Below are 23,082 nucleotides of genomic sequence, written 5' to 3' on the forward strand. Positions count from 1 at the left end.
CTGCCGTAAAATCGCAAATGTTGGTTGGTCCCGTTGAATCCCTTGCGGGTATATTCCCCGCTGCTTGCGGCGTAAACTACTCGCGTGAGCGAGTACATTCATAAGAGTCATAATGTTACGGTCTTACTGTATCACTTGGTTTTTCCTGCCAAGTATCGTCGGGCGATCTTTGATGCGACCGTCGATAAAGTATTGAAAGATGTATGTCTCGAGATCGAGCAACGCTATCAGTTGAAATTTCTGGAGATTGGCACGGATAAGAATCATGTCCATTTTCTGGTCCAAGCGGTGTCGGGGTACAGTGCGACGAAGGTGGTGACTCTCATCAAGAGTCTGTCTGCCAAAGAGATTTTCCGTCGTGTCCCTCAGGTGAAGGAGCAATTATGGGGTGGAGAATTGTGGACTGACGGGTATTACGCCAGCACCGTGGGGAAGCATGGCCATGAAACGATGATAGGAAAGTATGTCAAGCAACAAGGGGAGGCATACCAGAAGTTATACACAAATCATCAATTAGCACTCTTCTAATACCCCGTTGCTTGCGGCGGGGTTCTTTATTGAACCTGCCTCTTCACGATCTTGACAGCCGATCGTTGTGCGAATAGTATGGGGAAACCTTTAAAACCCATCCGGCGAGGTGGGTAAGGAGAGTCAACCGATGACGGCCACTCAATTGGCCATTTCATGTGCGCCCTTCTCATGTCGTTCTGAGAAGGGTTTTTTTTGTTTTCATGGGGCGCGATGACATGAACACTTCTCCTCGACCACACGAACGACTGCTAATGGATGGTCAGGAAATGGCCAGGACCTTAACCCGCATTAGTCATGAGATTCTTGAGCGGAATAAAGGCATTGAAGGGTTAGCGTTGGTGGGGATACGCACGGGCGGGGTGTTTCTCGCCAAAAGGATTGCCCTCAGAATTCAGCAGATTGAAAAACGGGACGTGCCTCTTGGAGAGTTGGATATCACATTGTACCGGGATGATCTCTCCATCAGAAAAGATCAGCCGGAAATACGAAAAACGACCATTCCGTTTCATATATCCGATGTGAAAATCGTGCTGGTCGATGACGTACTCTTTACCGGACGAACCATTCGTGCGGCCTTGGATGGGTTAATGGATTTAGGGCGCCCTGCCGAAATTCAACTGGCTGTTCTTGTCGACCGTGGACATCGGCAGCTTCCCATTCGTGCTAATTATGTCGGGAAAAGCATCCCGACTGCCCGGGAAGAAAACGTCCAGGTCTTTTTTGAGGAATTAGGGCAGGACGATCGAGTCTCCATATTAACACCATGAAGTCATTATGGGTCTAGAACGCAAAGATTTATTGACCATTGCGGCCTTATCAGCTGACCAAATTCAATTGATTTTAACGACAGCCGAATCCCTGAAAGAAGTCGGAGGGAGGGACATCAAAAAAGTTCCGGCTCTGCGAGGGAAAACGGTGGTGAATTTATTTTTTGAGCCCAGTACTCGTACTCGAACGTCTTTTGAATTGGCTGCTAAACGATTGAGTGCCGATGTCATTAATTTTTCGCCTTCGACCAGCAGTATGGTGAAAGGAGAAACCTTAGTCGATACTGCCAGAAATATTGAAGCCATGCAGGCAGATATCATTGTGCTGCGTCATCCATCACCTGGTGCCGCAGAAAACCTTGCGCGTTCGGTCAGGTCATCGGTGATCAATGCGGGAGATGGGTGGCATGAACATCCCACTCAGGCCCTCCTGGATGTCTTTACCATAAAAGAGAAAAAAGGACGCGTCTCGGGTTTAGTGGTGGTGATTGTCGGCGATATTGCACATAGCCGCGTGGCGCGCTCGAATATTCTGGCTTTGACCAAACTCGGAGCAGAGGTGAGAGTCGTGGCTCCACCAACCATGATTCCCTTCGGTCTTGAACATTTCGGTGTGGAGGTGTTCCACGATCTTGATGAGGCATTGATTGGAACGGATGTAATCATCATGCTGCGATTGCAACGTGAACGCTTAGGGCGGGCGTTACTTCCCAGTCTTCGAGAATATGCCAAACTGTTTTGTTTAACGACGGAAAGACTCAAGCTCGCCAAACCGGATGCTATTGTGATGCATCCCGGTCCGCTAAACCGGGGCGTGGAAATTTCGCCGTCGGTCGCGGATAGCAATGTCGCGGTGATTCTGGATCAAGTGACGAATGGCGTCTCTGTGCGAATGGCCCTGATGTATTTATTATCAGGATCTAGTGAACGTTCAACCCTTAACGAATAATCGGACAACATGACCAAAAAGACAGGACAGTCTCCCACCTCTTCTCACCTGCTCTGTATTCAAGGTGGAATCGTGATTGACCCCGGCCACGTGAATGGACGAGCCGATGTGCTTATTCAAGATGGAAACATTCTTGAAGTCGGTTTTCCACTGACGAACCCCCTTTCTCAGGATTCATCAGTTACAATTCTTGAGGCCCATGGCTGGATTGTGGCGCCTGGCCTTGTCGATCTGCATTGCCACTTACGGGAACCCGGGTTTGAATACAAAGAAACCATCGCGACCGGCGCGGCCTCGGCCGTGGCAGGAGGATTTACGACCATTTGTTGTATGCCGAATACCCAGCCCGTGAATGATAACGCTGCCATCACCAAATTTATGCTGGCCCAAGGGCAAGAAGCCGGCAAGGCCAGAGTGTTCCCGATCGGGGCCATCACCAAAAAATCCGAAGGAGAAGAACTTGCCGATATTGGTGAATTGGTGGACGCCGGATGTGTGGCCATTTCGGATGATGGGCGCCCCGTGATGAATAGTTTGGTCATGCGAAGGGCGCTGGAGTATGCCAAGGCTTTTGGAATTCCTGTTGTGGACCATTGCGAAGACCTGCATTTAACCGATGGCGGATGTATGAACGAGGGTATGGTATCGACTGAACTCGGGATGCCAGGGATCCCCGATGCCTCAGAGGAGGTGATGGTGGCTCGAAACCTGGCTCTGGCCGATCTTACCGGGGTTCATGTGCATCTGGCCCATTTGAGCACCGCCCGTTCGGTGGAACTGGTCCGTCATGCCAAAGGGCAAGGGTTGCCGGTGAGCGCAGAAGTCTGTCCTCATCACTTTTCCATAACTGAAGAAGCCGTCCGCTGTTATAATTCCAATGCCAAAATGAATCCACCACTGCGGACGGATGAAGACGTTCAAGCCCTCAAGCAGGGCTTGGTTGATGGTACTATTGATGCCATTGCCACCGACCATGCTCCCCATGCCCTCCAAGAAAAACAATTGGAATTTGATACGGCTCCGTTTGGAATTGTAGGGTTTGAGACCGCTCTCCCCTTAACCCTCCGTCTGGTGGATGAGGGGGTCTTGTCCCTTGAACAGGCGCTTGATAAATTGACCAAATCTCCTGCCCGGCTTTTTCACCTTCCTGTTGGAAGCCTCCAGCCAGGGTCACATGCCGATATCGTGGTGTTTGATCCTCATGAAGAGTGGGTGGTGGATCCCACTAAATTTTTCTCAAAAAGTCAGAATACGCCATTTGGGGGTTGGACAGTGAAGGGAAAAGTGAAGATGACCTTGGTTGATGGCAGGATGGTCTATGATGCCCGATAATTCAAAAGTATGAAGCGGATTAACTGGGGGGTGGTGGGGTTTCTTTTTGAACTGTGTGCCTTAATCCTATGGGTGGGCGGGTTAGTCGTCATTATTGCGTTGGTGATTCCTGCCGTTTTTAATTCCTTCGGGATGGAACCGGCTGGCCGTTTTTTACGGAGAGTGTTTGATGGGTTTGGCTTAATGAATGTCTGGATTTTGATTTTATTGAGTGTGGTGGCCGTGATTCGCTCCCGGGCTTTTGGCCATAACCCCTCCGAGATGTTTGCCGTGTCTTCCGTGGAATGGTGGCTTCTGGCCGGAATGGCCCTTATGACGTTCAGTATACTGGTGGTTCTGAGTCCCCAAGCCATTACGTTACAGGAAGAGGCCTTTGAGGCGGTCTCAAAAGAAGACAAAGATACCGCCTACGCAAAATTTTTTCGTCTTCATATGGTTGTACGTGCCTGCCACTTGGTGAATTTTGGTCTCGCGGCTTCGCTGCTTATTGTCAAAGTACGGAAAGCTCTCTTTTACCACTCCATAGCTTTTCGCTCATAATTACTCTTGATCGGTACAACGGAAATACGAAGATGAAAAAGGAAAGACCATGAAGCCCGCAGTTCTGGCGTTAGCCGATGGAACCATCTTTCAGGGACAGGCACTCGGGTTCGAAGGCGAAACCGTAGGAGAAGTGGTATTTAATACGGCCATGACGGGCTATCAAGAAATTTTGACCGACCCTTCCTATAAAGGGCAGATCGTGCTGATGACCTCAACCCAAATAGGGAATTATGGGGTGACCCCGGAAGACGATGAGTCGCATCGGGTGTGGGCGGAAGGATTTATTGTCCGTGAAGCGGCCAAGTACCGGAGTAATTGGCGTAGCCGGAAATCTTTTGAAGATTATTTAATTGAGCATCGTATTGTGGCCATTCAAGGGATAGACACGCGAGCACTGACCTGTCATGTCCGTGATCACGGCTCACAAATGGGAATCATTTCTCATGGAGATTTTGATAACAATGCCCTGCGAAAAAAGGCGAAGGCCGTGCCTTCCCTGGTTGGACGGGACTTGGTGAAGGAGGTCACCTGTCCGGACGCCTATGAATGGACTGAGAGATCCGTTGTTATGGACCCGGCTAGTGGTGACCCATCCATTTTCACTCAAAACACCGCTCAGCCCCCTTTGAAACTGGTAGTCATGGATTTTGGTGTGAAACAGAATATTTTACGAAGTCTTGTGGATCTGGGATGTCAGGTTCGGGTTGTGCCTGCTTCCACGACCGCGGAAGAAGTCCGTCGCCTTAATCCGGATGGAATTGTGTTATCCAATGGCCCGGGAGATCCCGAAGGGGTGCCCTATGCGGTAGAAACCGTCAAGCAGCTATTGGGTTGGAAACCACTGTTGGGAATTTGTTTGGGGCATCAGATATTGGGATTATCCCTGGGATTGCACACTCATAAGCTAACCTTTGGGCATCATGGAGCCAATCATCCAGTCATGGATCTTCGCACCCGAAAAATTGAAATTACCTCGCAAAACCATAATTTTGCTGTTGGCCTTCCTCACAAGGAAGGCGCGTGTCCGACATTGACGTCTCAACAGTTTGACTCCTGTGTTGGACGAATGGAAATTACGCATCGGAGTGTGAATGATGGGTGTTGTGAAGGGATGGCGGGCTTAGAGAGTCCCATTCTTTCTATTCAGTATCACCCGGAAGCCTCCCCGGGCCCGCATGATTCTTCGTATGTATTCCGACAATTTCTGGGAATGATGAAAGGCCGTGGATAATGTTGATGACTCGGTGTTATCTGATTCTTTTTCTTTTTATGGTCAGCGGGTGCATCCATATTGATCTTTTCCCGGGAGGAGGAAAACTCCAGGAAGCCATCATTTCTGGTGAAGGAAAGGATAAGGTGTTGTTGATTGATATCTCGGGCATGCTGACGACAGGCAAAGCATCGGGTATCTTGGAGGAACCCAGTCTGCCGGCACGGATCAAAGAGGAATTGACCAAAGCCGAAGAGGATGAACATGTCAAAGCTATCCTCCTTCGAATTAATACTCCAGGAGGATCAGTCACGGCCTCAGATTTGGTATATCATGAGCTGAAGGTCTTTAAGAAAAAACGCGCCGTCCCCATTATTGCGGCCATTATGGATTTGGGCACTTCCGGCGGATATTACATTGCGACGGCCGCCGACCATATTCTTGCACATCCCTCAACCATTACCGGAAGTATCGGGGTCATTATGGTGACCATGAATGCAGAAGGATTGTTGGAAAAAGTCGGGGTCCAACCGGCGGCGATTGTGTCGGGTCCTAAAAAATCTATGGGTTCTCCATTCCGGCCAATGGATGATGAAGAGCGGGCTATTTTTCAAGGGACCATTGATCATTTGTTTGAGCAATTCCTTTCGGTGGTAAAAGAGGGGAGACCCGGATTAAGCATGGAGCAGATTCGCACGGTAGCTGACGGACGGATTTTTACGGCTGATATTGCCAAATCCAAGGGTCTTGTGGATAGCATTGGATATTTGGATGAGGCGATTGATTTGGCCAAAAAGGAGGCCAATTTGGAACAGGCCAAAGTCGTCACGTACACCAGGGGAGGGGGAACTCATCACAATATCTACTCACGGTTTGATCCTCCTCAGATCGGGTCTATCGGGTTTCCACAGGTGGATTCGCATTCTCTCTTCAACGTATTGACCGGAGGGACACCACAAATGCTGTATATGTGGATGCCGTAAAATCGATATTGTTCTGATGTAAAAATGTTGTTCCCATGACCAACGATTCACCAGGTTCTGCAAAGGCATTCCAATGGCTCTTGGCCGGTGCGGTATGTGCCATTCTATTGCTAAGTTCAGCATGTCAAAAGGCTCCGGGGACGGCTAGAGATCAATTAATTTATATTTCGGAAGAAAAGGAAATTGCCCTGGGACTTGCGGCATTTCGCGAGGTTTTAAAGTCGGCACCCTTAAGTAGGGATCCGGAAGTCGCGTTAATGGTGAATCGTGTGGGGCAACGCATTGCCAAGGCAGCCCAAAAACCTGAATATGTCTGGGAATTCGCCGTCATTCAGGATGATGATCAAGTGAATGCCTTTGCATTGCCTGGTGGCAAAGTGGCGGTGTTTACCGGCATTTTAAAATACACAAAAACAGAAGGCGGGTTGGCAACGGTCATGGCACATGAAGTTGCCCATGCGTTGCAACGGCATGGAGCCGAGCGATACAGTCGCGGAATTTTGGAACAAATTGGTCAACTTGGTGCTTTGGCTGGAGCCGCCGCCGGTGGCGTCGACCCTGGCTTGGCTATTGGGGCCATGAGCGCCTATGGAGTAGGGGTGGCCCTTCCCAATTCCCGTGACCAGGAAACCGAAGCTGATTTTATCGGGCTGCAATTGATGGCCAAGGCCGGCTACGATCCGAGGGAAGCGGTGCCGTTTTGGGAACGTATGAGTGGATGTCCGAGAAAAATGATAGGAAAATTTTGTTTTCGCAGTCAAAATGCGATTCCAGAATTTCTGTCCACTCATCCTTCGGATGTGACCCGAATTAATCAAATTGAAGCCTGGATTCCCCAAGCACTAAAATTTTATCATCCCGAGACATCACCTCCCGAATCACCTGAATCTCCTACTAAAAAACTGATGTCTGGACCGGTTTCAACATCCTGAGAGCCCATCATGCCACGAAGAAACGACATTCATCGAATTTTATTAATCGGCTCTGGACCGATTGTTATTGGGCAAGGCTGTGAGTTTGATTATTCTGGAACGCAAGCCTGCAGGGCTCTGAAGGAGGAGGGCTTTGAAGTCATCCTCGTTAACAGTAATCCTGCCACTATTATGACCGACCCGGATCTCGCGGACCGGACCTATGTGGAGCCGATCACGGTCGAAGTCGTGGAAGCAATTCTAGAGCGAGAGCGCCCTGATGCCCTGCTTCCCACCATGGGCGGTCAGACTGCTCTGAATATCACTGTGGAATTAGTGAAACGGGGTATTCTGGAAAAGTACGGAGTCCAACTTATCGGAGCTTCCTATGAGTCGATCCAAAAAGCGGAAGATCGGGGCTTGTTCAAACAGGCGATGACACGTATTGGATTAAATGTGGCGGCAAGCGGATCATTTCGCTCAAGAGAAGAAGCCCTACGGCTTCTTGAAACAATAGGATTTCCCGCTATCGTCCGTCCATCATTCACTCTGGGAGGAGCAGGGGGCAATATCGCCTATAATCGTGAAGAGTTTGATACGTATATTGATTGGGCTCTTGTGACCAGTCCTGTTGGACAGGCCTTGCTTGAACAATCGCTTCTGGGATGGAAGGAATATGAATTAGAAGTGATGCGGGACTCTAAAGACAATGTGGTCATTGTCTGCCCCATCGAAAATTTCGATCCAATGGGTGTGCATACCGGGGACAGTATCACCGTGGCCCCTGCCATGACCTTATCTGATAAAGAGTATCAGCATATGCGAGACGCGGCCATCCGCATCATTCGAGAAATCGGTGTGGATACCGGCGGGGCCAATATTCAATTTTCTTTGAATCCGGACAACGGAGCATTGATGGTTATCGAAATGAATCCTCGCGTATCGAGGAGTTCCGCTTTGGCCTCAAAGGCAACCGGGTTTCCGATAGCCAAGATCGCTGCGAAGTTGGCCGTCGGGTATACCCTTGATGAGATTCCTAACGATATTACACAAGTGACAAAAGCCTGTTTTGAACCGACCATCGACTATGTGGTCGTGAAAATTCCACGGTTTACATTTGAGAAATTTGATGGTGTTGATCGGGTGCTGACAACCCATATGAAATCCGTGGGAGAAGCCATGGCACTCGGATCAACCTTCAAAGAAGCTTTGCAGAAGGCTATTCGTTCCCTTGAAACAGACCGGTATGGGTTGATGTCGTTACATGGCCTGAATGGGAAAAAAGACTCTGCCGGCTCGGCTCATCCGTTGTATGAGCGTCTTCAATCTCAGGTTCGAATCCCGACCGCTGATCGCCTTTGGTTTCTGGCTGATGCCTTCCGAATCGGAATGTCGGTAGAGGAACTGTATCATCTGTCGCGTGTTGACCCCTGGTTTTTGCATGAGATTGAAGAACTCGTAGAATTTGAGGCGGAATGGGTTCGTAGAAATAAGGCGGAAGTTGGGATTGATCGTTCACACGACACCCGCAAAGGATGCCCAGATTCCCTGGTGGCTCTCCTGGAACACGCAAAAGGTCTTGGATTTTCAGATCACCGCCTCGGTCAACTCATCGGGAGAGAGGAAGATACCATTCGTCAATGGCGACAGGTCAGGGGATCTGGCTATGGCACAGTGTTTAAAAGAGTGGATACCTGTGGCGCAGAGTTTGAGGCGCATACGCCCTATCTCTATTCAACGTCGGGGTTATCCTGTGAATCCCGCCCTACTCAAAAAAGAAAAATTATGATTTTAGGCGGAGGGCCGAACCGCATTGGGCAGGGCATTGAATTTGATTATTGTTGTGTGCATGCCGCAATGGCCCTTAAAGAAGAAGGCATTGAAACGATTATGGTCAATTGTAATCCGGAAACCGTCAGTACGGATTATGATATTTCCGATCGCTTGTATTTTGAACCGTTGACCAAAGAAGAGGTCTTGCGAATTATCCTGACTGAACGACCGGACGGAGTCGTGGTGCAATTCGGTGGACAAACACCTCTCAAGCTTGCCGTCCCCTTAGAACAGGAAGGGGTCAGAATTCTGGGGACACAACCTGATGCCATTGACCGTGCGGAAGATCGAAAACGATTCAGTGATTTGTTAATGGAATTGAATCTCCTGCAGCCGCAAAACGGTACCGCACGGTCCTCACATGAAGCTCATATTATAGCCGTCAACATTGGTTATCCAGTGATGGTCCGCCCATCGTATGTGTTGGGGGGGCGGGCCATGCAAATCGTGTATGATGCCGACGCATTAGATGAATACCTTCAGAGACACGAGATGGATTTGGGAAGACATCCCTTGTTAATTGATGATTACCTTGAAGACGCCATAGAAGTTGATGTGGATGCCATCGCAGATGGGACAGACGTCGTGGTGGCTGCCATCATGGAACATGTCGAGATGGCAGGCATTCATTCAGGAGATTCGGCTTGTTCATTACCTGCCCATTCTCTTAATGCCGATATTCTGAAGACCATCACGCACCAAACCATACTTCTTGCCAAGGAATTACACGTGGTGGGTCTGATGAATATTCAATATGCGGTCAAGGATGGGTCGGTGTATATCTTGGAGGTCAATCCTCGCGCTTCCCGCACGGTCCCTTTTGTCAGTAAGGCCATCGGTGTACCTTTGGCCAAACATGCGATGAAAGTCATGGCAGGGCGAACCCTGAAAGACTTAGGCTTTACGCAGTGCCCACTTTTCCCCCACATTGCCATTAAAGAGGCCGTCTTTCCATTTACCAAACTTGGCGTCGCCGATGTATTGTTGGGGCCCGAGATGCGTTCGACCGGCGAAGTCATGGGGATTGATCGAAGTTTCGGTTGGGCGTTTGCCAAATCACAGGCCGCATCGGGAATGCCATTGCCTTTGGCGGGGACTGCCCTTCTCAGCGTGAAAGATGGAGATAAACCCGCGACGCTTGCTATTGCACAGCGACTGTCGCAGCTAGGATTTTCATTGAATGCCACGAAAGGGACGGCGGCCTTTTTGCGGACACATGGGATCAACGTGGTTACGGTGAATAAAATCAATGAGGCTCGGCCCCATATCGAAGATCTACTCAAAAATAAAGAGCTGTCATTAGTTGTAAATACGGTGGGAGGTGCCTCTTCACAGGATGATTCCGCGCCGATACGCAGGGCGTCCGTCTTCGGCGGAATTCCTTATTTTACGACCATTCAGGCAGCGCAAGCCGCCATCTCAGGAATAGAGGCGATGAAGAAAACATCCATGGAGGTTCGCTGTCTGCAGGAATATCATTCTGCGATGCCAGGCAGGTAAGCCTAAGTGGACGTGACGCGATGTTGGATGATTGACATCCGATTTCCATGATTTAGAGAGGGGGAGTGAGGTTTCATGAAAATTCCTATGACCAAAAAAGGGTATGAGGCACTGCAAGCAGAACTGGCCAGGCTGCGGCGGGAAGATCGCCCTAAAAACATTCAAGCTATCACCGAAGCTCGTGAACATGGTGATCTCAAGGAAAATGCCGAATATAAAGCCGCCAAGGAGCAACAACAATTTATTGATACACGGATGTCTGAGCTTGAGCATAAACTTAGTATTGCTCAAGTGGTGGAAATTTCGCCAGGCCAGAGTGACACAGTGGTGTTTGGGGCCACCGTCACCATTTTAAGTTTAGAGTCACAAGAAGAAAAACGCTATACCTTGGTGGGGCAAGAAGAGGCCGATATCAAAAATGGTTCGATTTCGGTTCAATCGCCTATTGGGCGTGCACTGATCGGACATCGAGTCGGGGATATTGTTGAAGTGCATCGACCCGCAGGAGTTATTGAATATCAAATCCAGTCCATTTGTTTTGAGGAGCTACAATCATGACTTCCGCCATATCCCTGGTTACGTTGATTACAGATTTTGGGGATGTCGATTATTTTGTTCCAAGTATGAAGGGCGTAATGCTCGGAATTAATTCTCAAATACGCATCGTCGATCTGACGCATCGAATTCCGGCGCATGGGGTTGAACAAGCGGCATTTTTTTTAAAATCATGCTATCAATATTTCCCAGATGGGACAGTACATGTGGTGGTCGTAGACCCCGGGGTGGGGAGCTCTCGAAGAGCGATTTTGGCCTCAACTTCCAGGCATTTTTTCCTGGCTCCGGATAATGGGGTCCTGACGTACGTACTTCAAGAGGAAACCGCAGTTCAAGTTCGATCGGTTGAAAATAAACAATATCGATTGGACTCCCTGGGAGCGACCTTTGATGGACGGGATTTATTTGCGCCTTCGGCAGCCTGGTTGACGAAGGGGCAGGTTCCCGGTTCGTACGGGCGCCTCATTCATGATTATGTCAAACTTCCCCTTGATCCCCCACGTATGGAAGGACATTCCCTACATGGACGAATTGTCTATATTGACCATTTTGGCAATGCCATAACGAATTTGACCCTGCCCGACATAGAGACGTTTCGATCAGTGACCAAGAAAGAATTCTCCGGGCTCAAAATTGGAGAGGTGGTCATCAAGGGAGTAAAAACTCATTACGAAGAAGGCGCCTTGGGATACCCGGAAGGTCTCATAAATAGTAATGGGCATATTGAGATTTTTGTGAAGCAAGGACGGGCCGTGGACCGATGTCAATTGCGCATTGGTCAGACGGTTGAGCTCATCTAGTCTAGGGGACGATTCAATACTTCCGGAGGTGATGGTTTTGGGAAAGATGTGCTGGATGCACGGACCACTGAAATGGCCAGTTTTAAAATAGACACCATTTGATCGAGTTCCTTGGCACTTGCCGAAAGGGGGGGAATGAGAATCATAATGGTCCCGATGGGACGGATCAGCAGTCCTAATGTTCTCGCGGTCATGGCTATTTTCTGGCCAATACGTTCGGAGGCAGGGAATGGCATTTTTTTGGATTTTTGTTGAACCAATTCAATCCCAACCATAAAGCCACATTGCCGGATATCCCCAACCCACGGGTCTTCGGTCAGGGAGTCAAGAGCTCTGCGAAATTTAGGGATCCGTCGTTGAAGCTTTGCGAGAGTTCGTTCACTCTTAAAGATGGCAAGGTTGGCCAGAGCCGCCGCGCATCCCAAGGGGTTCCCCGCATAACTATGTCCATGGAAAAATGTTTTGTTTTCGTGCCCTTCTCCCAAAAACGCTTCATAAATGGCGTTTGTCGTCAGTGTGGCGGCCAATGGGAGATAGCCTCCCGTTAAACCTTTGGCAATCGCCATGATATCCGGAGAAATGCTTTCATGCTCACAGGCAAACATCCGACCTGTTCGTCCAAACCCGGTGGCAACCTCATCGGCAATAAAGAGAACCTTGTACCGCGTGCATAACTCCCTGACTCGTTTCAAGTACCCTGGAGGCGAAGGAATGATCCCGGCGACCGCTTGCACCATGGGCTCAAGAATGAGGCCTGCAATTTCTTGATGCTGTGTGGAAAGAAGTTTTTCAAGCGGATCAAGACAGGCGAGCCGACATTGAGGGAAATGCAATTGAAGGGGACAACGATAGCAATAAGGGGGCTCCACGTCATGGCTTGCAAAGAGGAGTGGAGAAAAAGATCTGCGGAACAATTCGACTCCGCTGAGGCTCATTCCACCCACCGTGTCCCCGTGATAGGACATGCCAAGATGGATAAACCGGGTTTTTCGTGGTTGGGGGTTCGGACATTGTTGCCAATACTGAATAGCCATTTTTGCGGCAACTTCAACGGCGGTAGAGCCGTTGTCGGAATAGAAGACTTTTTGTAACCCTTTAGGTGCCAGGCGAATAAGGGCTTTTGCCAATTGAATGGCTGGTGGGTTGGAAAGTCCCAGCAACGTCGTATGAGCCACCTGGGTCAGTTGATGACGAATGGCCTCATCAATACGAGGATGTCGATGCCCATGAATATTGACCCAGATAGATGCTGTCGCATCGAGATAGGCGTTGCCTTCCATATCATAGATATACGAACCTTTTCCGCGTCTGATGATGAGAGGAGGCTGGCGTTCCCATTCCTGCATTTGGGTAAAAGGGTGCCACACGTACTCACGATCGTCTTTTTCTAACGCTGTGCGGGTCGTATTGAGAGTCATGGTCGTTTGTAAGGAAATAACCTAGCGGAATCCATTGAATTTTGACAACCTTTTAGGGTCTCATTACAATCACAGTCACTTCGAATGAGTAAAGCCTTTCCTCAAACCCACATCCGCAATTTTTCAATTATTGCTCATATCGACCACGGCAAATCTACTCTTGCCGACCGGTTTTTGGAGATCACCGGTGCCGTATCTCCACGTGAGGCCCGTGCGCAATATCTGGATGCCATGGACCTGGAGCGTGAGCGCGGCATTACGATCAAAGCGCATGCCGTCACAGCACGATTTCGGAGTTCGGATGGACAGGAATATCAGTTTAACCTCATTGATACTCCTGGACATGTGGACTTTGCCTATGAGGTATCACGCAGCCTGGCTGCCTGTGAAGGAGCACTGTTGTTAATCGATGCCACCCAGGGCGTGGAGGCCCAGACTATCGCCAATGCCTACCTGGCGATTTCGAATGATTTAGTGATAATTCCTGTCATTAATAAAATTGATTTGCCGAGCGCCGATGTCGAAGGGGTCAAAGTCCAAATTCGAGATGTCTTGGGGTTGTCAAGTGAAGAGGCATTTTTAGTCAGTGCCAAAGATGGACGAGGGGTAAAGGAGGTGCTTGAAGGAGTGGTGAAGATTATCCCGCCTCCCGTCGGTTCAATTGATCAACCGTTAAAAGCCCTGATTTTTGATTCCTGGTTCGACAATTACCAGGGCGCCGTGGTGCTTCTTCGAGTCATGGATGGAGAAATCACCCCCAATATGATGATTAAGCTCATGTTTTCCGGACGTGAATTTGAAGTCCTGGAGGTGGGCGTCTTTTCACCGAAACGAACCAAGGTGAACCGGCTGGGGCCTGGGGAAGTCGGGTACATTTGTGCCGGGATGAAAGAACTATCGGACACTAAAATTGGCGATACCATTACGGATTCAAAGCGCCCAACAAGCATGGCCTTGCCCGGATACCGGGATGTCAAACCGGTTGTCTTTTGCGGGTTATATACCACGGACAATGCCAAGTTTGAGGACCTGCGGGATTCTCTGGAGAAGTTGCAGCTGAATGATTCCTCCTTTGTCTATGAACCGGAAACATCCCTGGCTTTGGGGTTTGGGTTTCGATGTGGGTTTTTAGGGCTTCTCCACATGGAAATTATTCGGGAACGCTTGGAGCGGGAATATGGACTCGATCTGATTAGTACTGCCCCGACGGTGGTTTATCGTGTGACGACCACCAAAGGCGAAACCCTGGTAATCGACAATCCCTCCAAACTCCCGGATCCTTCACAGATCGAACGAATTGAAGAGCCTTATATTAAAGCCACGATGATTACGCCTGAGCGCTATATCGGAAATATTCTTCAGTTGTGCCAGGAACGTCGTGGCATTCAAGTCGGGCTGCAATATCTGGATCCAACCCGATCCATGTTAATTTATGAGATCCCGCTCAATGAAATTGTGTTAGACTTTTATGATCGCCTGAAATCCCGCACGCAAGGGTATGCATCCTTGGACTATGAATTGCTCGGTTATCGCGAGTCTGAATTAGTGAAATTGGATTTATTGCTGAATGGGGAGACAGTAGATGCGCTCTCCATAATCGCACATAAGGATAAAGTGCAAAGCCGCGGGCGACAATTAGCCGAAAAAATGAAAGAACTCATTCCCAAGCAAATGTTTGAAATTGTCATTCAGGCGACAATTGGCAAACGCATTATTGCCAGGGAAACCATTGGCGCACTCAAGAAAAATGTGACGGCCAAGTGTTATGGTGGGGACATTTCCCGAAAACGCAAATTGTGGGAAAAGCAAAAAGAAGGAAAAAAACGCATGAAACAATTAGGGCGTGTCGAAGTCCCTCAAGAAGCTTTTCTGGCTATTTTAAAGACCGATCCAAACTGAACCGCTGATGACTACACAAGATCCGCAACAACAAAAAATGACCGAATCTTCCGAAAAAAATCTTCAAGGGGAATCTTCGGTTACCTCAAGTTCACAAGATATGGAGATATCCAAAAAATCCATTTTTCGAGAATATGCCGAAGCCTTGATCATTGCGATTATTCTGGCTCTAACCATTCGGGTCTTTGTGGTCCAGGCCTTTAAGATCCCATCAGGATCGATGATTCCGACCTTGATGATTGGGGATCATATCCTCGTTTCCAAGCTGGCCTATGGGTTTCAGTTGCCGAAAGACTGTGAGTTTCAGGTCTCGTTCCCGCCCGTGACGTGTTTTTCTTCAACGATCGTGATGAATTTTGATCCTCCGTCCCGTGGAGATATCATCGTGTTTCGTTACCCCGAGGATGAAAACAAGGATTTTATTAAACGGGTGATCGGGCTTCCTGGTGATACCATTCATATTCAAAATAAACACGTGATTGTGAATGGACAGCCTTTGTTGGATGAGGGTTTTACGCAGAGGGTCGACCCTGGAATTATTGATGGTCGTATCAATCCTCGGGATAATCTTGGGCCCTTAACCGTTCCTCCGGACTCCTACTTTGTGATGGGTGATAATCGTGACCAAAGTTTGGACAGTCGGTTTTGGGGATTTGTGCGAATGGATAAAATTAAAGGCAGGGCATTTCTCGTATATTGGTCATGGAATGGGCAGGGAGCTTGGACCGATTGGATCCGATGGGAACGAATCGGGAAGATCATTGAATAGTGAGGACCAACTCACTCGATTCAAGCAAACTTCAGGCTTGTGCTGACTCAAGGATGAAACCGCTATCCGTTGTCCCATCGATTTCCGCTCGGAAATTCAAGGAGTATATTCAACGCTTCTCCCGTGCTCGCATTCTGGTTGTCGGAGATCTCATTCTCGATCATTATGTCTGGGGCAAGGTGCATCGTGTCTCTCCGGAAGCGCCTGTACCGATTGTTCATGTGGATTCTGAATCGTACAGAATGGGCGGGGCAGCGAATGTGTATCAAAATATTCTGACATTAGGTGGACAGGCTGAATTGTGTGGCATGGTCGGTGCGGATCATGTTGGGAAACAATTCCTTGCTGACATTCGACGATCGTCCCCCTTTACTTCCGGTGTGTTTGTCGACTCTAGTCGTCCTACCATTAAAAAAACCAGAGTAGTAGCCCACAATCAGCAAATTGTTCGATTTGATGTGGAGCAACGCCATGACATTTCGTCTCAACAGACAAAGAAAATGATAAAACATGTGGCTTCCCGTCTTCCTGAAGTTTCCTGCCTGGTGATTTCCGATTATGCGAAGGGCATGATCACCGTGGACCTGATGAAGGCCATTCATATTCTGGCTGATCAATTTGGCGTTCCGGTCGTGGTGGATCCGAAGGTTGAGCATATGGCGTATTATCAGGGCGTGACGGTTATCACACCCAATCATTTCGAAGCCAAACAGGCAGCAGGATTCCTCACAAGCCAGGATGTTCCGGTTGAACAAATCGGCCTGGCTCTCCAACAACAATTACAATGCCAGGCAGTCGTTGTCACGAGGGGAGAGGAGGGAATGAGTATTTTTGAAAAGACGGGCCAATCATGGACAATCCCGGCCGTGGCTCGACAAGTCTATGATGTCACCGGCGCAGGGGATACGGTCATCAGTACTCTTGCATTAGCGCTGAGTGCAAAAGCCCCACTTCCTGAAGCTGCGGTATTAGCCAATCAGGCGGCAGGTATTGTCGTGGGTATGGTGGGTACCGCCACAGTGACGCGGGCGCAACTTCAAGAGGCTTTACTCCATGGCCACAACTGATTCCCACGTCAGCCTGTGTATTCCTGCTCGTTACGGATCGTCTCGATTTCCGGGGAAACCCCTTGCCCTCATAGCCGGAAAGCCCTTAATCCAGCATGTCTATGAAGCGGTTCAACAGGTTTCGCAGGTGGGGCAAATCCTGGTAATTACCGATCAGGAATCCATTGAACAAGGGGTTAAGGGTTTTGGTGGAGAAGTCTGTCTCGTTAAGGAATTCTGTCGAACCGGAACGGACCGGGTGGCGAAAGTGGCTTCCCAATTGAAATATGACGTAATTGTGAACTTACAAGCTGATGAAATTCCTCAACACCCTGGGTTGCTGGATGATCTCATTCTTCCTTTTTTGGCTTCTCCAGCAGGGGTGGGGACGTTGAAAAGAAAGCTACACCGCACACAGGATTTAACCAATCCGTCAATCGTAAAGGTGGTAACCGATATCAATGGGCAGGCCCTGTATTTCTCACGGAGCCCGATACCGTGCTGGCGCGATGGGGTACCTTCTGGGAATAATCAAATCGCCTATACACATTTGGGAGTATATATTTTCAGGAAATCAGATTTAATTCGATTTGCCGGGTTGCCATCGGGATATCTGGAAGAGGCGGAAAAATTAGAACAATTGCGGGCCTTAGAACATGGCCTTCCGATAATGGTTTGGGAAACGGAACACGAATCCATCCGTATAGATATTCCTGAAGATGTTATCACTGCGGAGGGTCTTTTAAACAAGAACTTCTGTAAGCCGAAAGAGAGACTGTTGGGGGCCGGAGAGAGGGTTGAAAATAGATAGAACAATATGGTGGAGTCGAGAAATCCAAGGGAGGCCCTGTGGGTCATTATCCAACTAACCAGAAAACATCATGAGTAAATTTCTTTTTGTGACAGGTGGAGTAGTCTCGTCCCTAGGGAAGGGATTGTCTTCTGCGGCTATCGGACATTTATTGGAAAGCCGTGGCATGACTATCACCTTTCTGAAGCTGGACCCCTACATTAATGTCGACCCGGGTACGATGAATCCCTATCAGCACGGGGAAGTCTTTGTCACCGATGATGGAGCGGAAACTGACTTGGACCTGGGGCATTATGAGCGATTTACCACGGTTCAGTTGCATCGGGAAAATAATTGTACGACAGGACGGATTTATGAGTCGGTGATTCAAAGGGAGCGAAGAGGAGAATATCTTGGAGCGACGGTCCAGGTCGTCCCCCATATTACGGACGCCATAAAGCAGACGATTCTCAATGTGGCCCATGACGTGGATGTGGTGATCGTGGAAATTGGCGGGACTGTCGGTGATATTGAAAGTCTGCCTTTTTTAGAAGCCATTCGACAAATGCCCTATGAGGTTGGTCGGGAAAACGTCCTATATATCCACCTCACTTTAGTGCCCTATATCGGAACGGCTGGGGAACTTAAAACCAAACCCACGCAGCATTCCGTCAATAAACTTCGTGAAATCGGCATTCAACCCAATATCCTGTTGTGTCGGACCGATCGATTTCTTCCTCCTGGCGTGAAAGATAAAATTGCCATGTTTTGTAACGTGGATAAAGGTTCTGTCATCACAGCCAAAGATGTGGATTCCATCTATGAAGTACCGATTATCCTGAGAAAAGAAGGCCTGGATGAACTTATAGTCCGTTTACTCCATCTTGAAACACGCCCGCCGAACCTTCGGGATTGGGATATTTTAGTCCAGAAGATTAAGCGGCCACGACATGAAGTCACGATCGCACTGGTTGGCAAATATGTAGAATCTCGAGAATCCTATAAAAGTGTTTCGGAAGCCTTGACTCATGGCGGATTACACGATGAAACAGGGGTTCATATTCAATGGGTGGAATCAGGTGACATTGAAAAGGACGGCCCCGAACGTTTGTTAGCTGATGTGGATGGAATCTTAATTCCGGGAGGGTTTGGGCTTCGAGGGATTGAAGGAAAAATCGATACAATCCGGTATGCCAGGGAGAGGCATCTTCCCTTCTTTGGCATTTGCTTGGGTATGCAATGTGCGGTGATTGAAATTGCCAGAAGTCTCGGCGGACTTCAGCATGCCAATAGTTCGGAATTCAATCCGGAGACGCCGTATCCCGTAATCGACCTCCTTCCCGAACAACGATCCATTCAAGAAATGGGCGGTACAATGAGATTGGGAGGGTTTCCCTGTCGATTGATTCCCAATACGCTTAGCTTTGCGGCCTATGGGCAATCGGATATTCGTGAACGACACCGCCATCGCTATGAATTTAACAATGAATATCTGGAAGCTTTGACTTCAAAGGGTCTGACGGTTAGCGGGACATCCCCTGACGGAAGGCTGGTAGAAATCATCGAATTGGAAGGGCATCCCTGGTTTGTGGGTACGCAATTCCATCCAGAGTTTCAGTCTCGACTGTGTTCTCCTCATCCTCTTTTTTCTGCATTTATTGGCGCCGCGCTTCAAAGAAAATTCGGCACGTAACGAACTGGATTTATCATGGCTCAGCCAACCCAAGTCGATATTGGCCCGTTCTCCGTTGGCGGAAGTTTCCCGCATTTTTTAATTGCGGGGCCTTGCGTGATCGAAAGCGAAAAATTGGTTATTGAGACCGCTGTTGCCATTGCGGAAATTGCCAAAGATCTTGGCATTCCATACATCTTTAAGGCGTCCTATGATAAGGCCAATCGCACTTCGATTTCTTCATTCAGGGGGTTGGGCATAAAGGAAGGCTTGAAAATCCTCAAGAAAATTCGCAGTGAGTTAGGTATCCCCATTCTCACGGATATTCACGAAGTCCACGACGTTTCTCGGGTTGCTGAGGTTGTAGATGTGTTACAAATTCCCGCTTTTTTATGTCGACAGACCGATCTGTTAGTTGCTGCCGCAAAATCCGGTCGGGTGGTCAACGTGAAAAAGGGACAGTTTCTGTCCCCTTGGGATATGGCGAATGTTGTCCATAAATTGCAAGAGGCCGGGAGTAGAAAAATTTTCTTAACTGAGCGGGGGGCTAGCTTTGGCTATCAAAATCTTGTCGTCGATATGCGCTCATTACCCGTTATGAGAAATCTGGGATACCCGGTGGTATTTGATGCAACCCATAGCGTGCAATTGCCTGGAGGAGGGGGGACGGTCTCTTCAGGACAACGGGAATTTGTGGCGCCATTAGCCCGTGCGGCGGCCGCGGCTGGATGTGACGGATTCTTTATGGAAGTCCATCCTCGCCCGGAAGAGGCACTATCCGATGGTCCAAACATGATAAGATTGAGTGAGTTGCGAGGTTTATTAGCACAACTTCAAGCCATTTGGCAGGTAACCGGAAAGGGAGAAATCTCTCCTCTTACATGAGTTTTTACAAAGAAATATTTGAATCTTCATGAATCAAACTGAAGTAGTAAAAGAAAAGTCTGAACAAAATGATGTAATTATGGGAGAAGTCTATCTCAATCTTCCAAATTCTCTTACTCTCTTGCGCATCCTGTTAATTCCTGTTTTTGTCTGGTTGTTCTCTGAATCTAGTCCTGACCGGGCCATGGCAGCCGCCCTGGTGTTTGCTTGTGCGGCTTTTACGGATTTTCTTGACGGATATTTGGCCAGAAAAAGTGGTCAGATAACCAATTTAGGGAAATTGCTGGACCCGGTTGCCGATAAACTCCTGGTGGCCTCCGGACTAATTCTTCTTGTGCAATTCCAGCGTGTTGCGGTGTGGTTGGCTATTGTGATGATTGCACGCGAAATGATTGTGACCGGAGCCAGGGTGGTCGCAGCGAAAGAGGGATTTGTGGTTCCAGCGGACTCTCTTGGGAAATTCAAAGTCATCGGGCAAATCGGGGGGATTCTGTGCCTTATTCTTCAAGGGGTTTGGGCTCAAAGTGAGGGGGCCATGGCTACTATTGGAACCGGACTGTTGTATATTGCCTTGTTTTTCTCTTTATTTTCCGGCTGGCGATATCTCATGCAAATCTTTAAGAAAATTAGTCCGCAATATTGGTAGGAGTGCTCACAAGTCGCTCGGAATGGATATATATTTATTAGGAGTTGTCAGCGCTTATCTCTTAGGATCTATCCCATTTGGCTTAGTTGTTTCTCGCATTTTCGGAGCAGATGATCCGCGCACACAGGGAAGCCAGAACATCGGTTTTACCAATGTTCTGAGAGTATCAGGTAAAAAAGTAGGAATATTAACTCTAATTGGTGATTTAGGGAAAGGAACGGTTGCGACCGTTATCGCTGGCTTCTTCGGGTTTCCTTGGCTCTGGATTCTTATCATAGGCTTTTCGGTCCTTCTTGGTCATGTGTTTTCTCTATTTTTAGGATTTAAGGGGGGGAAAGGAGTCGCCACGGCCTTAGGAGCCATTATTGGAATACATCCGCTGATTGGATGGCTTCTTGTTGGTGTGTGGTTAGGGGCGGTTTTGGTATTTGGATATTCCTCAGGTGGCGCTCTGCTGGCTTTTAGTGTGTTTCCATTCTTGGCCTATTTCCTGACTTTCGACTACTATTTCTGCTTTTTTGCTGTTGGAGTGACTGCCGTCATTTTTTTCTGCCACAAAGAAAACATTCTCCGTCTTATTCAGGGGACCGAAAGTAAAATGAGACTTTTCTCAATTTAACATAATATTTATTATCCGACGCTATAAAATGTAAGGTTTAGGATGCATTTAGGTAATTTTTCACCAATATTTTCATTATGTTGCCTTCTTTTGTGTATTTCTCCGTCACCCGCAGTCAGTCAAACAGCCAAAGAACTTAGAGGGCTAGAGCTTCTGGGAGATATCGAACAGGCCATCACCAGCCTGGCTGAACGGGTGACCCCTACGGTAGTCAATATTACACCGATTCGTGAAATCGCTCAGGGACAAGGGTTTCAGCGACGGGCGCCATTTTCTCAAGGGAGTGGCTCAGGTGTTATCGTGCGGGAGGATGGCATTATCGTAACCAACAATCATGTAGTTGGGGAAGACGCCAGGGAGGCAGATATCCGGCTATCCGATAAATCCAACATGATTGCTCGGGTGATTGGACGTGATAAAGAAACCGATATAGCGGTCCTCAAAATTGAATCTGACCGGAAATTTCCAGTCGCTCACTTTGGGGACTCCAATGCCTTGAAGGTGGGGCAATGGGTATTGGCTGTCGGAAATCCGATGGGGTTAGACCGCACAGTGACCCTAGGCGTGATCAGTGGGATTGGAAGGGAACGACTCAATTTATCCCGGTATGAAAATTTCATTCAAACGGATGCCGCAATCAATCCAGGGAATTCAGGGGGGCCGCTCTTTAACCTTCGAGGTGAGGTGATCGGGATTAATACCGCCATAATCCATATGGCACAAGGCATAGGATTTTCCATTCCCGCCGATATGGTTTCGCGGGTGGTTGATCAACTGGTGTCCCAGGGGCGAGTGGTTCGTGGGTGGCTTGGTGTCGGGATTCAATCTCTCACGAAAGAACTTGCGGAACAATTTGGGATTAAGGAAGGCCATGGGGTTCTCGTCAACGAAGTGTATGAACACGATCCCGCCCATGTGGCCGGGATTAAACCAGGGGATATCATTGTGTCGGTAGACAACAGTTCGGTTGATTCGCCCAACCAACTGTCGAGACTTGTTGCGCGTGTTGGACCTGGTGAAAATGCCAAAATTCTGGTGTTACGGGAGGGAAAAGAGTTGACCTACTTGGTGCCGATAGTGGAAAGGCAGGAAAAATCCACGTTGGCCTCACTCCCCTTGCAAAAATCAGAGGTCACCTTAGGGCTTGATGTCCAGGGGCTTACAGCTGCACTCGCTGAGCAATTTGAATTAGAAGAAACCGTTGGCGTGCTTGTGACAAAAGTTGACCCAGGCGGTCTCGCGAACTCTGAGGGGATTCAGGAAGGAGATTTGATTAACGAGGTTAATCGGAAAACGGTCCGGACCGTTACCCAATTTTCCGAGGAAGTCGCCAAAGTGAAGCCGGGTCAGACCATTCTACTTCGAATTATTCGAAAAACAAGAGCCTTTTTCATTGTGATTAAAACGCTGCCTTAAAGCCTCCC

21 protein-coding genes are annotated in these 23,082 nt (G+C 48.6%); 20 read left to right on the forward strand and 1 reads right to left on the reverse strand.

From position 1 onward, the window contains the following. Positions 1 to 84: 84 nt before the first annotated feature. From tnpA to ACTRXD_RS05685, 11 genes are all read left to right on the forward strand, one after another. The gene (tnpA, locus tag ACTRXD_RS05635) at positions 85 to 528 is read left to right on the forward strand and encodes an IS200/IS605 family transposase (RefSeq protein ID WP_442430862.1); all 444 of its coding nucleotides are present in this window, start codon (positions 85 to 87) and stop codon (positions 526 to 528) included. A gap of 218 nt (positions 529 to 746) precedes the next feature. Next, the gene (gene pyrR / locus ACTRXD_RS05640) at positions 747 to 1,298 is read left to right on the forward strand and encodes a bifunctional pyr operon transcriptional regulator/uracil phosphoribosyltransferase PyrR (RefSeq protein WP_312747691.1); all 552 of its coding nucleotides are present in this window, start codon (positions 747 to 749) and stop codon (positions 1,296 to 1,298) included. A 7-nt stretch (positions 1,299 to 1,305) separates the two neighbouring features. Continuing rightward, the gene (locus tag ACTRXD_RS05645) at positions 1,306 to 2,247 is read left to right on the forward strand and encodes an aspartate carbamoyltransferase catalytic subunit (protein WP_442430863.1); all 942 of its coding nucleotides are present in this window, start codon (positions 1,306 to 1,308) and stop codon (positions 2,245 to 2,247) included. Between the two features lie 9 nt (positions 2,248 to 2,256). Further along, complete coding sequence (locus ACTRXD_RS05650; RefSeq protein ID WP_442430864.1) at positions 2,257 to 3,579, forward strand: dihydroorotase; 1,323 nt, start codon at positions 2,257 to 2,259, stop codon at positions 3,577 to 3,579. A gap of 9 nt (positions 3,580 to 3,588) precedes the next feature. Then, complete coding sequence (locus ACTRXD_RS05655; RefSeq protein ID WP_442430865.1) at positions 3,589 to 4,119, forward strand: DUF4149 domain-containing protein; 531 nt, start codon at positions 3,589 to 3,591, stop codon at positions 4,117 to 4,119. Positions 4,120 to 4,168: 49 nt separating this feature from the next. Continuing rightward, positions 4,169 to 5,353, forward strand: a complete 1,185-nt coding sequence (carA, locus tag ACTRXD_RS05660; protein ID WP_442430866.1) for a glutamine-hydrolyzing carbamoyl-phosphate synthase small subunit — start codon at positions 4,169 to 4,171, stop codon at positions 5,351 to 5,353. Between the two features lie 5 nt (positions 5,354 to 5,358). Beyond that, entirely contained in the window at positions 5,359 to 6,315 is a 957-nt protein-coding gene (gene sppA, locus ACTRXD_RS05665) for a signal peptide peptidase SppA (protein ID WP_442430867.1), read from the forward strand. A gap of 35 nt (positions 6,316 to 6,350) precedes the next feature. Further along, the gene (locus tag ACTRXD_RS05670; protein ID WP_442430868.1) at positions 6,351 to 7,247 is read left to right on the forward strand and encodes a M48 family metallopeptidase; all 897 of its coding nucleotides are present in this window, start codon (positions 6,351 to 6,353) and stop codon (positions 7,245 to 7,247) included. Between the two features lie 9 nt (positions 7,248 to 7,256). Then, positions 7,257 to 10,559, forward strand: a complete 3,303-nt coding sequence (carB, locus tag ACTRXD_RS05675) for a carbamoyl-phosphate synthase large subunit (protein ID WP_442430869.1) — start codon at positions 7,257 to 7,259, stop codon at positions 10,557 to 10,559. A gap of 75 nt (positions 10,560 to 10,634) precedes the next feature. After that, a complete protein-coding gene (gene greA / locus ACTRXD_RS05680) occupies positions 10,635 to 11,117 on the forward strand; it encodes a transcription elongation factor GreA (protein ID WP_442430870.1) in 483 nt (160 codons plus the stop codon). Beyond that, positions 11,114 to 11,914, forward strand: a complete 801-nt coding sequence (locus tag ACTRXD_RS05685; RefSeq protein WP_442430871.1) for an SAM hydrolase/SAM-dependent halogenase family protein — start codon at positions 11,114 to 11,116, stop codon at positions 11,912 to 11,914. Before greA ends, ACTRXD_RS05685 begins: the two co-directional genes overlap by 4 nt. Here the strand turns inward: ACTRXD_RS05685 and bioA are convergent. Beyond that, entirely contained in the window at positions 11,911 to 13,332 is a 1,422-nt protein-coding gene (gene bioA, locus ACTRXD_RS05690; protein ID WP_442430872.1) for an adenosylmethionine--8-amino-7-oxononanoate transaminase, read from the reverse strand. The genes ACTRXD_RS05685 and bioA overlap by 4 nt on opposite strands. Positions 13,333 to 13,416: 84 nt before the next feature. Between bioA and lepA the strand changes: the two genes are divergently transcribed. The 9 genes from lepA to ACTRXD_RS05735 all read left to right on the forward strand — a co-directional run bounded on the left by lepA (position 13,417) and on the right by ACTRXD_RS05735 (position 23,074). Next, positions 13,417 to 15,231, forward strand: coding sequence for a translation elongation factor 4 (gene lepA, locus ACTRXD_RS05695; protein ID WP_442430873.1), 1,815 nt, complete (start codon positions 13,417 to 13,419; stop codon positions 15,229 to 15,231). A 7-nt stretch (positions 15,232 to 15,238) separates the two neighbouring features. Continuing rightward, on the forward strand, positions 15,239 to 16,000 hold the full coding sequence (gene lepB, locus ACTRXD_RS05700) for a signal peptidase I (RefSeq protein ID WP_442430874.1): 762 nt from the start codon (positions 15,239 to 15,241) through the stop codon (positions 15,998 to 16,000). Between the two features lie 53 nt (positions 16,001 to 16,053). Continuing rightward, complete coding sequence (gene rfaE1 / locus ACTRXD_RS05705; protein ID WP_442430875.1) at positions 16,054 to 17,067, forward strand: D-glycero-beta-D-manno-heptose-7-phosphate kinase; 1,014 nt, start codon at positions 16,054 to 16,056, stop codon at positions 17,065 to 17,067. Continuing rightward, a complete protein-coding gene (gene kdsB / locus ACTRXD_RS05710) occupies positions 17,054 to 17,857 on the forward strand; it encodes a 3-deoxy-manno-octulosonate cytidylyltransferase (protein WP_442430876.1) in 804 nt (267 codons plus the stop codon). Before rfaE1 ends, kdsB begins: the two co-directional genes overlap by 14 nt. 70 nt (positions 17,858 to 17,927) lie before the next feature. Beyond that, positions 17,928 to 19,529, forward strand: coding sequence for a CTP synthase (locus tag ACTRXD_RS05715; protein WP_442430877.1), 1,602 nt, complete (start codon positions 17,928 to 17,930; stop codon positions 19,527 to 19,529). A gap of 15 nt (positions 19,530 to 19,544) precedes the next feature. Beyond that, on the forward strand, positions 19,545 to 20,393 hold the full coding sequence (gene kdsA, locus ACTRXD_RS05720; protein ID WP_442430878.1) for a 3-deoxy-8-phosphooctulonate synthase: 849 nt from the start codon (positions 19,545 to 19,547) through the stop codon (positions 20,391 to 20,393). A 28-nt stretch (positions 20,394 to 20,421) separates the two neighbouring features. Beyond that, complete coding sequence (gene pgsA / locus ACTRXD_RS05725; protein ID WP_442430879.1) at positions 20,422 to 21,039, forward strand: CDP-diacylglycerol--glycerol-3-phosphate 3-phosphatidyltransferase; 618 nt, start codon at positions 20,422 to 20,424, stop codon at positions 21,037 to 21,039. Between the two features lie 22 nt (positions 21,040 to 21,061). Then, a complete protein-coding gene (gene plsY, locus ACTRXD_RS05730; RefSeq protein WP_442430880.1) occupies positions 21,062 to 21,658 on the forward strand; it encodes a glycerol-3-phosphate 1-O-acyltransferase PlsY in 597 nt (198 codons plus the stop codon). A 42-nt stretch (positions 21,659 to 21,700) separates the two neighbouring features. Continuing rightward, positions 21,701 to 23,074, forward strand: coding sequence for a Do family serine endopeptidase (locus ACTRXD_RS05735; protein ID WP_442430881.1), 1,374 nt, complete (start codon positions 21,701 to 21,703; stop codon positions 23,072 to 23,074). Positions 23,075 to 23,082 lie beyond the last annotated feature (8 nt).

The sequence above is a fragment of the Nitrospira sp. T9 genome (assembly GCF_052156535.1).
Classification (GTDB): Bacteria; Nitrospirota; Nitrospiria; order Nitrospirales; family UBA8639; genus Nitrospira_E.

Coding starts and splice junctions, on each gene's coding strand:
- ACTRXD_RS05670 (WP_442430868.1), top strand. CDS start 6,351: ATGACCAACGATTCACCAGGTTCTGCAAAGGCATTCCAATGGCTCTTG.
- sppA (WP_442430867.1), top strand. CDS start 5,359: ATGACTCGGTGTTATCTGATTCTTTTTCTTTTTATGGTCAGCGGGTGC.
- ACTRXD_RS05655 (WP_442430865.1), top strand. CDS start 3,589: ATGAAGCGGATTAACTGGGGGGTGGTGGGGTTTCTTTTTGAACTGTGT.
- ACTRXD_RS05645 (WP_442430863.1), top strand. CDS start 1,306: ATGGGTCTAGAACGCAAAGATTTATTGACCATTGCGGCCTTATCAGCT.
- ACTRXD_RS05715 (WP_442430877.1), top strand. CDS start 17,928: ATGAGTAAATTTCTTTTTGTGACAGGTGGAGTAGTCTCGTCCCTAGGG.
- carA (WP_442430866.1), top strand. CDS start 4,169: ATGAAGCCCGCAGTTCTGGCGTTAGCCGATGGAACCATCTTTCAGGGA.
- lepB (WP_442430874.1), top strand. CDS start 15,239: ATGACTACACAAGATCCGCAACAACAAAAAATGACCGAATCTTCCGAA.
- ACTRXD_RS05685 (WP_442430871.1), top strand. CDS start 11,114: ATGACTTCCGCCATATCCCTGGTTACGTTGATTACAGATTTTGGGGAT.
- ACTRXD_RS05735 (WP_442430881.1), top strand. CDS start 21,701: ATGCATTTAGGTAATTTTTCACCAATATTTTCATTATGTTGCCTTCTT.
- pyrR (WP_312747691.1), top strand. CDS start 747: ATGAACACTTCTCCTCGACCACACGAACGACTGCTAATGGATGGTCAG.
- rfaE1 (WP_442430875.1), top strand. CDS start 16,054: ATGAAACCGCTATCCGTTGTCCCATCGATTTCCGCTCGGAAATTCAAG.
- ACTRXD_RS05650 (WP_442430864.1), top strand. CDS start 2,257: ATGACCAAAAAGACAGGACAGTCTCCCACCTCTTCTCACCTGCTCTGT.
- bioA (WP_442430872.1), bottom strand. CDS start 13,332: ATGACTCTCAATACGACCCGCACAGCGTTAGAAAAAGACGATCGTGAG.
- kdsB (WP_442430876.1), top strand. CDS start 17,054: ATGGCCACAACTGATTCCCACGTCAGCCTGTGTATTCCTGCTCGTTAC.
- carB (WP_442430869.1), top strand. CDS start 7,257: ATGCCACGAAGAAACGACATTCATCGAATTTTATTAATCGGCTCTGGA.
- pgsA (WP_442430879.1), top strand. CDS start 20,422: ATGAATCAAACTGAAGTAGTAAAAGAAAAGTCTGAACAAAATGATGTA.
- kdsA (WP_442430878.1), top strand. CDS start 19,545: ATGGCTCAGCCAACCCAAGTCGATATTGGCCCGTTCTCCGTTGGCGGA.
- greA (WP_442430870.1), top strand. CDS start 10,635: ATGAAAATTCCTATGACCAAAAAAGGGTATGAGGCACTGCAAGCAGAA.
- plsY (WP_442430880.1), top strand. CDS start 21,062: ATGGATATATATTTATTAGGAGTTGTCAGCGCTTATCTCTTAGGATCT.
- lepA (WP_442430873.1), top strand. CDS start 13,417: ATGAGTAAAGCCTTTCCTCAAACCCACATCCGCAATTTTTCAATTATT.